This window comes from Persicitalea sp., from assembly GCF_041751555.1.
In the GTDB taxonomy this organism is placed as follows: Bacteria; Bacteroidota; Bacteroidia; order Cytophagales; family Spirosomataceae; genus Persicitalea.
Map to the genome: position 1 here is coordinate 1 of NZ_JBGSXF010000658.1, position 13,210 is coordinate 13,210.

11 protein-coding genes and 1 pseudogene are annotated in these 13,210 nt (G+C 52.8%); 5 read left to right on the top strand and 7 right to left on the bottom strand.

All coding sequences use genetic code 11. From position 1 onward, the window contains the following. On the top strand, positions 1-378 hold a 378-nt coding region (locus tag ACEW8P_RS23245; protein ID WP_373515455.1), incomplete at its 5' end, for a hypothetical protein. A 232-nt stretch (positions 379-610) separates the two neighbouring features. Here ACEW8P_RS23245 and ACEW8P_RS23250 read toward each other — a convergent pair. Beyond that, complete coding sequence (locus ACEW8P_RS23250) at positions 611-967, bottom strand: YraN family protein (protein ID WP_373515456.1); 357 nt, start codon at positions 965-967, stop codon at positions 611-613. Positions 968-1,053: 86 nt separating this feature from the next. On the opposite strand from ACEW8P_RS23250, the gene lipB reads away from it, so the two are divergent. Beyond that, positions 1,054-1,794 carry a lipoyl(octanoyl) transferase LipB gene (gene lipB / locus ACEW8P_RS23255; protein ID WP_373515457.1) on the top strand — a complete coding sequence of 247 codons (741 nt, stop codon included), beginning with the start codon at positions 1,054-1,056 and terminating at the stop codon, positions 1,792-1,794. A 95-nt stretch (positions 1,795-1,889) separates the two neighbouring features. Next, complete coding sequence (locus ACEW8P_RS23260; protein WP_373515458.1) at positions 1,890-2,735, top strand: polysaccharide deacetylase family protein; 846 nt, start codon at positions 1,890-1,892, stop codon at positions 2,733-2,735. Between the two features lie 5 nt (positions 2,736-2,740). Here the strand turns inward: ACEW8P_RS23260 and recQ are convergent, their stop codons facing one another. Then, the gene (gene recQ / locus ACEW8P_RS23265) at positions 2,741-4,885 is read right to left on the bottom strand and encodes a DNA helicase RecQ (RefSeq protein WP_373515459.1); all 2,145 of its coding nucleotides are present in this window, start codon (positions 4,883-4,885) and stop codon (positions 2,741-2,743) included. 304 nt (positions 4,886-5,189) lie between these two features. On the opposite strand from recQ, the gene lepB reads away from it, so the two are divergent. Next, the gene (lepB, locus tag ACEW8P_RS23270) at positions 5,190-6,374 is read left to right on the top strand and encodes a signal peptidase I (RefSeq protein WP_373515460.1); all 1,185 of its coding nucleotides are present in this window, start codon (positions 5,190-5,192) and stop codon (positions 6,372-6,374) included. Positions 6,375-6,484: 110 nt separating this feature from the next. Here lepB and ACEW8P_RS23275 read toward each other — a convergent pair whose 3' ends face one another. Beyond that, positions 6,485-8,545 (bottom strand): PAS domain-containing protein, encoded by a 2,061-nt coding sequence (locus ACEW8P_RS23275; RefSeq protein WP_373515461.1) that lies wholly within the window; start codon positions 8,543-8,545, stop codon positions 6,485-6,487. 184 nt (positions 8,546-8,729) lie between these two features. On the opposite strand from ACEW8P_RS23275, the gene ACEW8P_RS23280 reads away from it, so the two are divergent. Continuing rightward, positions 8,730-9,488 carry a DUF547 domain-containing protein gene (locus tag ACEW8P_RS23280; RefSeq protein WP_373515462.1) on the top strand — a complete coding sequence of 253 codons (759 nt, stop codon included), beginning with the start codon at positions 8,730-8,732 and terminating at the stop codon, positions 9,486-9,488. Between the two features lie 84 nt (positions 9,489-9,572). Here ACEW8P_RS23280 and ACEW8P_RS23285 read toward each other — a convergent pair whose 3' ends face one another. The 4 genes and pseudogenes from ACEW8P_RS23285 to ACEW8P_RS23300 form a co-directional block, all read right to left on the bottom strand. Continuing rightward, positions 9,573-10,943 carry a putative oxidoreductase C-terminal domain-containing protein gene (locus ACEW8P_RS23285; protein ID WP_373515463.1) on the bottom strand — a complete coding sequence of 457 codons (1,371 nt, stop codon included), beginning with the start codon at positions 10,941-10,943 and terminating at the stop codon, positions 9,573-9,575. Positions 10,944-11,006: 63 nt separating this feature from the next. Continuing rightward, positions 11,007-12,197, bottom strand: coding sequence for an N-acetylglucosamine-6-phosphate deacetylase (gene nagA, locus ACEW8P_RS23290; protein WP_373515464.1), 1,191 nt, complete (start codon positions 12,195-12,197; stop codon positions 11,007-11,009). A 10-nt stretch (positions 12,198-12,207) separates the two neighbouring features. Next, the gene (locus ACEW8P_RS23295; RefSeq protein ID WP_373515465.1) at positions 12,208-12,948 is read right to left on the bottom strand and encodes a glucosamine-6-phosphate deaminase; all 741 of its coding nucleotides are present in this window, start codon (positions 12,946-12,948) and stop codon (positions 12,208-12,210) included. Between the two features lie 37 nt (positions 12,949-12,985). Next, positions 12,986-13,210 (bottom strand): annotated as a pseudogene (locus tag ACEW8P_RS23300) (aminotransferase IV); the annotation flags it as partial.

Genomic DNA, 13,210 nt, shown 5'->3' on the forward strand with positions numbered 1-13,210 from the left:
TTTTCACACAATATGCTGGTAGCACAAAAGATGCTTAACGCCAAGGAGAAATGCGTGTGCATCCAAAATCAGACGCAGACTTTGCACTTACAACTCACCGCAAAATCTACTGTCGTGAAGCCCGCCACCCGTCCGGTGACGGAATCGACGGAAGAAGAAACCGTTTTGAAACCCGAAATCTCCGCCGTGTCGCTTTCGCAGCATATCGCTCGCTGGGTAGTGCGCATCGTCACGGTTACGGGCCAGGTACTTACCGAAAGTCTTGTGTCGCTGTTCTCTTCTGGAGTCAAGAACACCGTGCCTGTGGACGCAATCTTCGTTTCTGTGACTGATAACGTTCTGTCTTATTTGCTGGCACCCGCACGAACGATGCCTTAGCCGGGCCACTTCCGAAACAATGCTAACACCGATTGTCTTTGAAAAGACAGTCGGCGTTTTTCGTTATCACCAACTAGAAATCGGCCATCCCTACGGGATTGCGGGAGCTTATCAATTCAGATCAGTAATCGCGTCTCTACTCATTTGTTTAGGCTTAGCTGGTGCGCAGCCCAGTGGTACACCAGTCCGGCACTTTGTGGCTTTGTCGCTATGAAACTCTGTCGCTCAATAACTAGCAAAACGCATCTTCGATATGCCGAATGTCCAGATTACCGTTCGGTAAAATCAGGATAGAAATGATATCAAATCGGACATCGAACATCCAGTCGGTTTCAAAGATGAAATTCTCAGCAGCTTTCATGATGAGTCGCGACTTGGCGTAATTCACAAACTCCTCGGGCATCCCGAAGCCCGTGCCGCTGCGGGTCTTTACCTCGGCAAAAACCATGAGCTTACCCTGCTTGGCGATCAGGTCGATCTCGGCATGGCGATGGCGGTAGTTTTTCGCTACAATCTCGTAGCTTTTGCTTTGTAGGTACTCCGCCGCCTTGGTTTCGCCCCAGTGTCCGGTGTCGTTGTGTGCTGCCATCTGAACATTTTTGTTCGAAAATACGGTTATTGACTACGGAAACAAAGCCGAATTTTTCGACCGCGTTTTTTGGAATAAAATTCCGCATGAATTCTAATCTCAACAAAGCGACGCATTATCGGCACCTTGGTCTTATGGACTATAAGGAAGCCTGGGATCTTCAGGAAAAATTTTTTGCCGACATCGTTGCTGTGAAAATTGCCAACCGCAGCCTTGCTCCCGAAAGCCAGTCCTTGACGCCTAACTACCTGCTTCTCTGTGAACACCCGCCTGTCTATACGCTCGGTAAAAGCGGTAAATTGGAAAATCTGCTGCTGAATGAGGACGGTTTGCGGGAAGTTCAGGCCAATTTTTATAAAATAAACCGCGGTGGCGACATCACCTTTCACGGCCCCGGCCAGTTGGTAGGCTACCCGATTTTGGATTTGGACAACTTCTTCACCGATATTCACCGCTACATGCGGACGCTCGAAGAAGCCATCATCCGTACCTTAGCCGACTATGGCCTGACTTCCGGGCGCATCGACGGTCTTACGGGCGTCTGGCTCGACCACGAAACCCAACGAACTCCGCGTAAAATCTGCGCCCTGGGCGTGAAAGCCAGTCGCTGGGTCACGATGCACGGCTTTGCGCTCAACGTAAACACCGACCTCAACTACTTCACGCACATCGTCCCCTGCGGCATCGACGACAAAGCCGTCACCTCTATGCAGCAGGAATTGGGAAAAGTACTTGAAATGAAAGATGTCGAAGAAAAGTTAAAAGGCCACTTGGCAGAATTGTTCGGCTTACAATTTTCTGATTATGAATTCCAAGAAGCAAGCTAATTCATTGGTCAAATCCTCCTAACTTTTTGAATGAGTCCCAGAGCTGACAAAAAAATCATGGGGCGATTGGTACCCTCAAAATGCTAAAATAACTCATGAAAAACATCCTCTTTTCTGTTTTGCTCTTTACGGCTACCACAGCCTTCGCCCAAAATCCTCCCGCCCGCCTTATCGTTCGTGGCGACGACATGGGCTTCTCGCACTCGGGCAATTTGGCTTTGGTAGAGGCCTATAAAAACGGTATTGAAACCTCGATCGAAGTCATCCTGCCATCGCCCTGGTTTCCCGAGGCAGTAGAATTATTAAAAGAAATCCCCACCGTCGACGTGGGCATCCACTTGGCCTTGACCAGCGAGTGGGATTTGGTGAAATGGCGGCCGCTGACTAGCGTGCCGAGTTTGGTAAATGCAGACGGCTATTTTTATCCCATGGTTTTCCCCAACAAAAACTACCCCGGCCAAGACATTGCCGAAAATAAGTGGAAAATCGAGGACATAGAGCGGGAATTTCGGGCGCAGATCGAAATGGCCCTGCGGCACATTCCGCGCGTCAGTCATGTGTCGGCGCATATGGGCTGCGCAAGCTTGTCGAAAGAAGTAGCGGCGATGACCAAGCGGCTGGCGCAGGAATACAAGATCGACCTCAACCCGGACGACTACGCCGTACAACGCTTACCGATGGAGGGCCTGCGCAACACACCGGCCGAAAAGGCACGGAGTTTTGTAAAGGCCCTCGATAACCTACAACCCGGTCAGACGTACCTCTTCGTAGAGCATCCCGGCCTGGACAACGCCGAACTCCGCGCAATTCACCATATCGGCTACGAGAATGTCGCCGAAGATCGGCAGGGTGTGACGGATTTGCTTACTGATCCGAAGGTGAAAGCGTTGATTGAGAAGAAAGGCATTCGATTGATTGGGTATCGGGATTTGGGGAAGTAGCCCTTCTATGCCCCCTCCCGAATCGCCAGTGCCAATCGAATCATTCCGTACTCGATTCTTTCACCCAGGTGCTCGAACAGCGAGGCCAGCGGGTCGCCGGGCTTGAAATTCATTTCGTCGGCAGCGATCAGGATTTCGGCGTAGGTGCGATCTGCGATCAGGGGCCGAAGCTGGATGTCGTAGCCTTCGTCGCGGAGTTTCACCAGGTGCGCCACCACGGTGGAAGTCGTCAGGCCGCGCTGTTGGGCGATATCATCCAGAGTGAAGCCTCTCTCGTATAGTTCGCGGGTCATGAGGTAGGTCATGCCCTTCACCACACGAGTACCGGGCTTGGTGTTTTCCTTGGCGAACTTCACGATTTCGGCCACGAAAGCTTCGCCGTAGCGTCGGTACTTCTCGTCTCCAACGCCCGACACGTCCAACATCTGCGCTTCCGAGACGGGCCGCTTCTGGGCCATTTCCGAAATAGTTTTGTCCGAAAAAATTACGTAAGGCGGTACATTGAGTGCGTCGGCCATCTGCTTACGCAACAGGCGTAGTTGCTCGAACAATGCGTCACGAATGATTTCCTGTTTCGGCTTTTCCTTCGGAATGAGCGCTTCCTCACGCGCCTTGCGCTCCGAGAATGGGATGAACTTAGCCAGTTCGAGCGTCTTGCCTTCTTTGAGAATCTGCCAGCTTGAAGCATTGAGCTTGAAAGCGTGGGCTTCGTCGTAGGCGATATCCATCACGCCGGAGTTGAGCATCTGACTGAGGTACTCGGCCCACTCGTCGCCGCGCAGGTCGCGGCCCACGCCGAAGGTGGGCAGTTGGTCGTAACGGCGGTCGAGCAGGGCGCGGTTGCGGCTGCCGCGCAGAATGTCGATCAGCATCCCCATCGCCACGCGTTCGCCGGTGCGGGCGATGCCCGAGAGTGCCTTTTGGGCCAGCAGTGTGCCGTCGAAGCGGGTGCGGGGGTTTTGGCAAACATCGCAGTTGCCACAGTCCTTTTCCACGGCTTCGTTAAAGTAGCTGAGCAGAATTCGGCGGCGGCAGAGGTCGGCCTCGGCGTACTGCTTCATGCGCTCGAGCTTGGCCCGCAGCAGTTCCTTCTGCTCGTTGGACTGCTCCGACTTATCGATCATCTCCTGCCGCATCACAATATCCTGGTAGCCGTAAAACAATACCGTGTCGGCGGGGGCACCGTCGCGGCCCGAGCGGCCGATTTCCTGGTAAAAGCTCTCGACGTTGGGCGGCAGGTTGTAGTGAATCACCCAGCGGACATTGGACTTGTCGATACCCATGCCGAAGGCGATGGTGGCGACGATGATCTGGATGTCGTCGTTCAGGAATTGCTCCTGCACCTTGGAGCGCTGTCCGGCGGAAAGGCCGGCGTGGTAGCAGTCGGCGCGGTAGTCGCGGTTTTGGAGCGAGGAGGCCACGGTTTCGGTGGTCTTGCGACTCAGGCAGTAGATGATGCCCGGCTGGTTAGGGTGTTTTTTCAAAAATTGCTCGATCTGCGGCAGCCGTTTGCGGGAGGGCAGTACCGTCAGGCTGAGGTTGGGGCGGTCGAAACTGGCCACGAAAGTTTGGGCCTTCTTCACGCCCAATTGCCCCAGGATGTCGCGACGCGTTACGCGGTCGGCAGTAGCGGTGAGGGCAATGACCGGCACGCCGGGAAAATGGTTTTTGAGTGAGGAAAGTTGGCGGTACTCGGGCCGAAAATCGTGGCCCCACGACGAGATGCAGTGCGCTTCGTCCACGGCGAACAGCCGTACGTTCCAGCTTTTGAAATGCTCCATCGTGTTACCCGAAAAAAGCCGCTCGGGTGCTACGTAGAGGAGTTTCAGTTCGCCTAACTTGGCCTTCCAAAATACCGAATCCTGTTCCTTCCCGGACAAAGAAGAATTGAGGTAAGCCGCCTCGATTCCGTTAGCGCGGAGGGCTTCCACCTGATCTTTCATCAAGGCAATGAGCGGTGAAATCACTACCGTAAGGCCGTCCTGCAATAAGGCAGGTACCTGGTAACAAACCGACTTACCGCCGCCCGTTGGCATCAGCACCAGACAGTCTTCACCGCGCAATACGGTGTCGATGATCTCGGCCTGCTGAGGGCGGAAGCTGTCATAGCCGAAGTATTGTTTAAGTACTCTTTCTTTGGTTAAAGGCATTTTTTGTTCAGCGTTCGGCACGGGCTGTCCCGTTCGTTTAGATGTGGATACCAAGACACAACGCTCTTTTTGTAGGGAAAATGCCCTGAGGAAAGCATGTCAAAGACGCATCACCAGATAAGTTTCTTCCTGCCTTCTCATTTGCAGTACTGTAAATGTACAAAATATTCGTGTTCCCTGAATGGCTTTCGTCAGCTAGGCTCTAGGAAGAATATTTTTCCTTTACGTATAAGTAATTTATATAAAATTATTTTACATTTAGGTCGATTTTTTAACAAAAATAACTCTACAACCTGTTCAAGTCATGTTCAAAAAGAAAATCCGTTTCTCCGACAGCACTTCCAAATCTAAAAAATCTTTCCTTCGTGAGTGGTCCGACTCGTTGTTGTTCGCGGTCGTCGCCGCCACGCTGATTCGCTTCCTGACGTTCGAGGCTTACGCCATACCTACGCCCTCCATGGAGAATTCACTGATGGTAGGGGACTACCTGTTTGTGAGCAAGCTGCACTACGGTATCCGTACTCCGAGAACGCCTCTGCAAGTCCCGCTCACTCACCAGAAAATCTGGGGTACGGATATTCCCTCGTTCAGTGACGCCATTCAGCTACCCGTCTATCGTACGCCCGGTTTTTCGGAAGTCAAAAGCGGCGATGTCGTGGTCTTCAACTACCCGCCCGGCCTGGCGCACGAAGCGGATTATCCCGCAGATTTGAAAACCAATTATGTCAAACGCTGTATTGGCGCACCGGGCGACAAAGTACAGATCAGACAAGAGAAAGTATTTGTAAACGAGCAGCAAATACCCGCGCCACGTCGCGCCCAGACATTTTATTTCGTTAGAACGAAGGAAGACCTGAACGAACGCTTTTTCCGCCGTTACGACATTGTCAATGATTTTAACTCGCCCGACGGGCCGTTCATCAATTGGCAACCCGTGGAGGCATTTGATGAATCGACCAAAACCAATATCCTCGTCGGCTACAACGTCAACATGACGCCGGATGTGCTGGCCCAATTCCGGGAAATGGACTGGATTGAGGGCATTGAGCCCACCACCGCACTACCCAATGTAGCCGAGGCAGGCATCTACGGTGGTATGGCCTACGGGAACCGTTCCTCCGGTTGGAACCGTGATAACTTTGGACCATTGACGGTACCGAAGAAAGGCGTCACAGTTTCGATCAGCGAAAAGACGATTGCTGTGTATGGCCCAGTGATCGAACGCTACGAGGATAACGAGAACGTAGAAGTAACGCCAACCAGCATCACCGTCGGTGGTCAGCCAATCAATTCCTACACCTTCAAGCAAGACTACTACTTCATGATGGGCGACAACCGCCACAACTCCGAGGACTCGCGTTTTTGGGGCTTTGTCCCTGCTGACCACATCGTAGGCAAAGCCGTGTTTGTGTGGATGTCCATCGATCCGGTGGCGGATAAGGCTTGGAACAAAATTCGTTGGAACCGACTGTTTCGGGTGATCGAGTGAATGTGGATTTTGGACGCTGGACTTTAGACGTTAGATTTTTTGATTCAGCGTCCAAAATCCAGCGTCCAAAATCCAACGGCAGCGGCCGACCGTCGCGCCGGCGGACCGGTCTAAACAGGCAAATACACGCTGAACGTCGTGCCTTTACCGAGCTGACTGGTGGCTGTGATGGCTCCGCCGTGGTTGACGGCTACTTTCTCACAAATAGCCAGGCCGATCCCCGTGCCGCTGTACTGGCTCTTGCCGTGGAGACGCTGGAATACCTCAAAAATGCGGTCGAGATACTTTTCTTCAAAGCCAACGCCGTTGTCAGCTATGTCGATGCGGTAGTAAGCCGCCGCTTGCCGCCCGAGGCGAACATCGGCGGGTACATCCGCCGCGCTTACTTCCGTAGTGACGATGCGAATAACGGGGGCGATGTTCGATTTTTTGAACTTCATCGCGTTGCTCAGCAGGTTTTGGAAAAGTTGGTTCAGTTGGCTGGCGTCGCCCTGCACCACGGGCAGCGGTTCCATGGTTATCGACGCCTGACTTTCCATGATCCTCAGTTCGAGATTGTTCAACACACTGCTCATGACTTTTTCCAGCGGTACTTCATCGGCTGCTTCCTGCCGGGTGGTGATGCGGGAGTAGGTCAGTAGATCGTCGATCAGCACCGACATTCGCCGGGCCGCCGTCTGCATCCGGTTGAGGTAGTCGGCACCGTCGCCGAGTTGGGCCTCGTAGCGCTTTTTGAGCATATCACCGAAGGACTGGATTTTGCGCAGCGGTTCCTGTAGATCATGGCTGGCTACGTAAGCAAACTGCTGGAGGTTTTCGTTGGAGCGCCGAAGTTCCTGCACCGAGACTTCCAGTTGCCGGGTGCGCTGCGCGACCAGTTCGTCGAGGTGTATCTGGGTTTGCTTTTGCTCGTGAATGTCAGTAATCGTACCTAGCCAGGAAGCAATTTCTCCAGCTTCGTCCCGCATGGCCGTTGCACGGGCCAAATGCCAGCGGTAGGCGCCGTCGGCCCGCCGGAGGCGGTATTCGACTTCGTAAGCTTTACCAGTTTTCAGGGAGTGCCTCATCTTTTCAGTTGCGGCGGGCAAATCGTCGGAATGCGTGGCTACTTCCCACCCTCCGTTGAAAGTTTCTTCGACGCTCTGTCCGGTATAGTCGTACCAACGCTGGTTGATGAAGGTGAGCTTACCGCCGGGATCGGTGTGCCACGCTATGTTCGGGATGGTTTCCAGCAAAGTCTGGAAGCGCGTTTTCTCAGCTTGAATTTTTTCGCGGGCCAGCACCGCCTTCGTAATGTCCTGCACGGTGCCATTGATCCGGTACGCGACCTTCTGCTCGTTGAACCACGCCCGTCCTTTGGCCAGCACGTTTCTTTTGGTTCCGGTTTTTTGGTTAGCAATCGTATACTCGATCAGGTACTCACCACCGGATTTGTATTCCATCGCCTGGCGGAAGGCGGCTTCCACCCGGGCGCGGTCTTCGTCAATCACCGTGGCCAAGCCTTCTTCGAGGGTGGCTCCCTGATCCGCAGGAATACCGAACCATTCCTTGAACCGGACGCTGCCCGTGAATTTTTCGGTAAGGGGGTTGTAGTCCCAGGTGCCAAGTTCGGCCGCCTCTATGGCGAAATGCAGTTGATTTTTGCTGTCGGTCAGCTTCTTCAAGTTGTTGACCTTTTCGGTCGTTTCTGTGCAAGTGGTCAAAACAGCCACCACCTGGCCTGATTCGTCGAAAATAGGGCTATAACTGAATGTCCAGTAAACGTCTTCGATTCGGCCGTTGCGGTAAAAGGGAATCAACTGGTCCTCGCTCCAGGTTGCTTCTCCGGTTAGACGAACCTGATCGAGTAGTGGCTTTATGATGTCCCAAATTTCCGTCCATATTTCGGTGGCGGGCTGGCCCAGGGCATGCGGATGCTTGCCGTCGTTGCCAAGGCTGGGTCGATAGGCGTCGTTATAAAAACAAAGCAGGTCCTTGCCCCAGAAAAGAAACATAGGGAACCTGGAGTTAAGCAGGATTCCCAGCGTAGTCCGCAAACCCTGCGGCCAGGTGTCAGGCGTTCCCAGCTGGGTCTGAGACCAGTCCATCGTGCGCGTACGTTGGCCCATCTCCCCGCCGCCGCGTAGAAAAGCGTGTTCAACCGAATTGGTGACAGTATCATTTGAGGGCATTGGCTGTGTACAGTTGTGGAATAAGTGGTTATAGGTTAAGGCCGTCAACTAAAGAATACATAGGCAAAGGGCAAAATGTTAAACCATTGCACCACTTATGACTCTACCTGTTGCCTTCCAGCAACCGATGGCACACTATTTACGTACTTAAATGGAAACGACTCCATAAAACTACAAAACACCTATGAAACTCAAAAACATATCTTTTGCCTTCGCCGCAGTCCTCATCATGATTTCGTGTGGTACTTCGGCACCTACCTCCAAGTCAGCGCCCATCGAACACACGATCTGGGACAAACTCCTTAAAGAACATGTAAACGATCAGGGAATGGTGGATTATAAGGGCTTTAAGAAAGACCAGGCCCAACTAAAGAAGTACCTTGACCTGATCAGCAGCAATGCGCCCGGCAGCAAATGGAGCCAGGACGAAAAACTGGCTTACTGGATCAATGCTTACAACGCCTTCACGGTGCAACTGATTCTGGATCATTATCCCCTGAAAAGCATCAAGGATATCGGTTCTTCCATCAAGATTCCGTTTGTCAACACGCCCTGGGACGTAAAGTTTATTGAGATCGGAGGCAAGAAAATGGACTTGAACAACATTGAGCATGGCATCATCCGCAAGGATTTTAACGAACCCCGCATTCACTTCGCCGTGGTGTGCGCGGCCATGTCATGTCCGCCGCTGCGCAACGAAGCCTACACCGCCGCCAAACTCGACAAACAACTCGATGACCAGGGCCGCGATTTTTTGAACAACGACCGCCTGAACAAAGTGACTAAGGACAAGGCTGAAGTATCCAAAATCCTGGACTGGTACGGCGGCGACTTCAAGAAAAAAATGCCGATAAAAGACTGGATCAACAAATACGCCAAGACCAAGCTGGAGACGGACAACATCTCCTTCATGGACTATAAGTGGCCGTTGAACGAGCAGTGAGATTTGATTTTGGACAGTGGACACTGGACTTTGGATAAGTCAAAAGTCCAGCGTCCACTGTCCAACCGCATCGGCGGACCGATCCTATTTCGCCATCTTAAGCGCCTCCGTGGTCGTGTAGTACTTCGTAATCATGTTCGGAACTTCCCAGTCGGGAAGTTTTCCGTCCTTTAGGTACTCCATATACTTGCGGGCGACTTGGGCAAAGTGGGCCTCGTGGCCGTTGTCGTACTTGGCGGGAATCATCACCTGCCAGCCTTTCGAATCTTTCTTGAGATCGATGCCGGGATGGAGTGCTTCCACTTTTTTAAAGGCCTCCTCCAAGGCCTGAGCGTAACCATCTTCCTGTCCGACTGACTCGATGTAGAGCATGGGCTTATAATTTTGCTCCTTGCCCTGTCGGATAATGAGGTTGGCTTTGGAACCGCGCATGATCGAGTAATGTGTGTCGGCGGCGCCCTCGGGAGCCTGGAAGTTCCAAAGTACCTTTACCTGCGCATGGATGTCTTTGAGGGTGTAGTTGATTTCGCCGTTGGCGTACACACTCATTGTACTGTCTTTTACGGACGAAGTCAGATAGTCAGGATAGCTGTCCATCTTCGTGACTTGCTTGAATTGCGAGGGCGTGAGGTCGGTTGTCCAGCGCTTAGCCGAAATCAAATTGACGTCGGAGGGGTTGACTACCTGCTCGGGGAATGCCGCCCACTGGATCAAGTCCACAAGGTGGGTGTTGACATCCACAATGCCTTCGCCCTGTTGCTTAATGTCGAAAAACCAGGCGGGCCGCACCAACGGACTGCCGGACACGATTTTGGAAAAATGGTGAACGCTCTCCTTGCTGATAGCGGGCTTTTCGGTGGTGCCTTTTTGGAGTTGACCGAAAATTGCTTCCTGCTGGGCAAGTTCCTTCTGTAAGGTATTGGTAATCTCGTACCGCTCAGTCATGATGTCGTATAGCAGTACGTTATTTTTCTCGGCAGAATCGAAGGCTTCTTTCAACAACTCAAACCCTTCGGAGTCGATCGCCATCGGCTTGTCGGCCAGTACGTTCAATCCCGCGTCCACAGCCTGCTTGATGTAGTTAGTTTTCTTCTGGTTGTTTCCGGCCAGCACCAGTACGTTACCTGATTTATCGGCGAGCATTTTTTCCAGGTAATCCGGCCCGGTATAAACTTCTTCCTTCCAGTGGGTAGGCGACTCGGCGCGGGTGTTGTACTGATCGACCTTCGCCAGATACGCTTTTACTTCCGGCCCGTCGGGCGCGTACACGTAGACGACTGTATCTACCTGGTCGTAGGCCGCTTTTTGTAGTAAGTCAGCGTGAAAGTGACCGGGATCGAGAACGATGAGCCGCAGTTTGTCGGGCGAGTCCGTAGTTTCTTTTGCGGTGTTACAACCTTGGTTCATGGTCGTAAGGACGATTAGGGCGGAGAGGGTCAGGGCTTTTTTGAGCATTGTTTGGTAATGGAAAATTAAGAGTAATAAATTGACAACGTCTATTTATTGATAGGAGTAAGCTCACGATTGTGAATACACTACCTTCCCGTCAATGATCGTCATGTTGATTTCGATGTTTTCATCAAACAAAACCACGTCAGCCGCCTTTCCTACTGTCAGCGATCCGATTTGATTCTCATGTCCCATGATTCGGGCGGGGGTACTTGACGCCATTTTTATGGCGTCAAGCAAGGGTACTTTGGCCTGCTGCGTGATCGTGCGCACCAGCCGGTCGGCGGTGGCGACGCTCCCGGCGAAGGCGGTGCGGTCGGGAAGTTTGGCGACGCCATCTTCGACCAGTACTTTCAGGCCATTGTCGAGAGGGCCGAGGATGCTGTCGCCGGGTGGGAGGGAGGCAGCTCGCATGGCATCGGTGATGAGGGCAATGCGGTCGGGGCCTTTTATTTTGTAGATCAATTGCAGGAGCGGCGGCGGCAGGTGAATGCCATCGGTGATGATTTCTACATCCATTTCATCCAACAAAAAAGCACTTTCCACCGCCCCGGCGTAGCGGAAGGCATCACGTCGGGTTACGCCCAGCATCCCTGAGTAAAGGTGCGTCATCAGACTGTACCCGTTTTCGGCGGCCAGCACCACATCCTCGTGAATGGCTTCGGTATGCGCTACTGACGCAATGATGCCTTCCGAACGCAGGAACCGCCCCATTTCCAACGCGCCCGGCAATTCAGGGGCAATGCTCCACCGCGTGACGGAGCCGTTGGCCCGGCGAATAATGTCGCGGTACTCCGCCGGGTCGGGATTGCGAATGTAGCGCGGATCCTGAGCCCCGCGCTGACTCATGGCAAAGTAAGGGCCTTCCAGATGAAGTCCTAGAAATTTGGCTCCTCTCTGGTTGGCCCCGTTAGCCTCTTCGTACAATTCCAGCGTATTAAATAGTGCTTCCTGACTACTTGTGAGGGTAGTAGGCACCATCGCCGTCGTGCCAAAGCGTGCGTGGGTTTCTGCTATTTTCAGAAAAGCCTCCACGCTGCCGTCCATAAAATCGTGACCGCCACCACCGTGGACATGAAGCTCGATGAAGCCGGGCGAAACGTACTTTTCCTGAGCGTCTATCTCGGGCAAATCGGGTGCATCGACACCCTGTTCCAAGACGGCGGTAATGACGCCTTGTTCAACTACCACAGTACCCCTTGGAAGCATGCGGTAAGGAGTCAGGAGTGTGCCGTTGATTATCTTAAAAGAGGAGTGCATTAAGAGCGAATTAGGAAAGTAGTGAGGCCGAGTTTTTATCCAAATAAAGAACACAGTCGTCATGCGTTCGCAGAATACCGGCTGGATACTTCGGGCTAATCGGCAATTCCGCGCAGTCTTTCACGGCCTGGGCCTTGCGCTCGTCGGGAACGGAACAAACGATTGATTTCGATTTCAGAATCTGATGGATAGACATGCTGATGGCCTGCTTCGGCACGTCATCCATCGTGGCGAACCAGCCTTCGTTGAACTGTTGCTTGCGGCAGGCTTCGTCCAACTCCACCACGATGTAGGGTTGTTCGGTAGAGAAATCCGCCGGAGGATCGTTGAAGGCTAAGTGGCCGTTTTCGCCAATGCCCACCTGCGCCATGTCAATCGGGTGGGCTTTGATTAGCTCACCCAATCGGGTACATTCCTGAGTCGGCTCAGCTTCGCCATCGATAAGATAGTACGCCTTCAGCGCGGGTACTTTATCGATGAAACGCTCTTGCAAGTACTTCCGAAAACTGGCTGGTGCCGTGATGGGCAAGCCAATGTACTCGTCGAGGTGGAACATCACGACTTTGCTCCAGTCGATTTCGTCGTGGGTGAGTAGTCTTTGCAGGGTTTCAAATTGGCTCGTTCCCGTCGCCAGAATAATATTGGCCTGGCCTTTTTCGGCAATGGCTTTTTTGATAATCTCAGCGGCCCGGTCACCGGATTTTTTTCCGAGTTCCTGGCTGTCGTTTGAGATGTCAGTATTGAATTTCATTAGTACTTTTTTTGATTTAAAAACAAAAAGCCGCTCTTTATTGTCTCCCCCAATTCTCCACCACTTTCAAAAATAACTCCCGCAAAAACACCGTCCGCTCACCCGGCTGGCCGTTAGTGATCGTATGCTCACCGACCTGCACGATGGGCAGCGCCCACTTGGTAGTGCTGGTGGTGAAGCACTCGTCGGCGTGGACGAATTCGTCGAACAGGACGGGTCGTACCTGTACCTCGAAGTGTGGGGCGGCGAGTTCCAGAAAAAC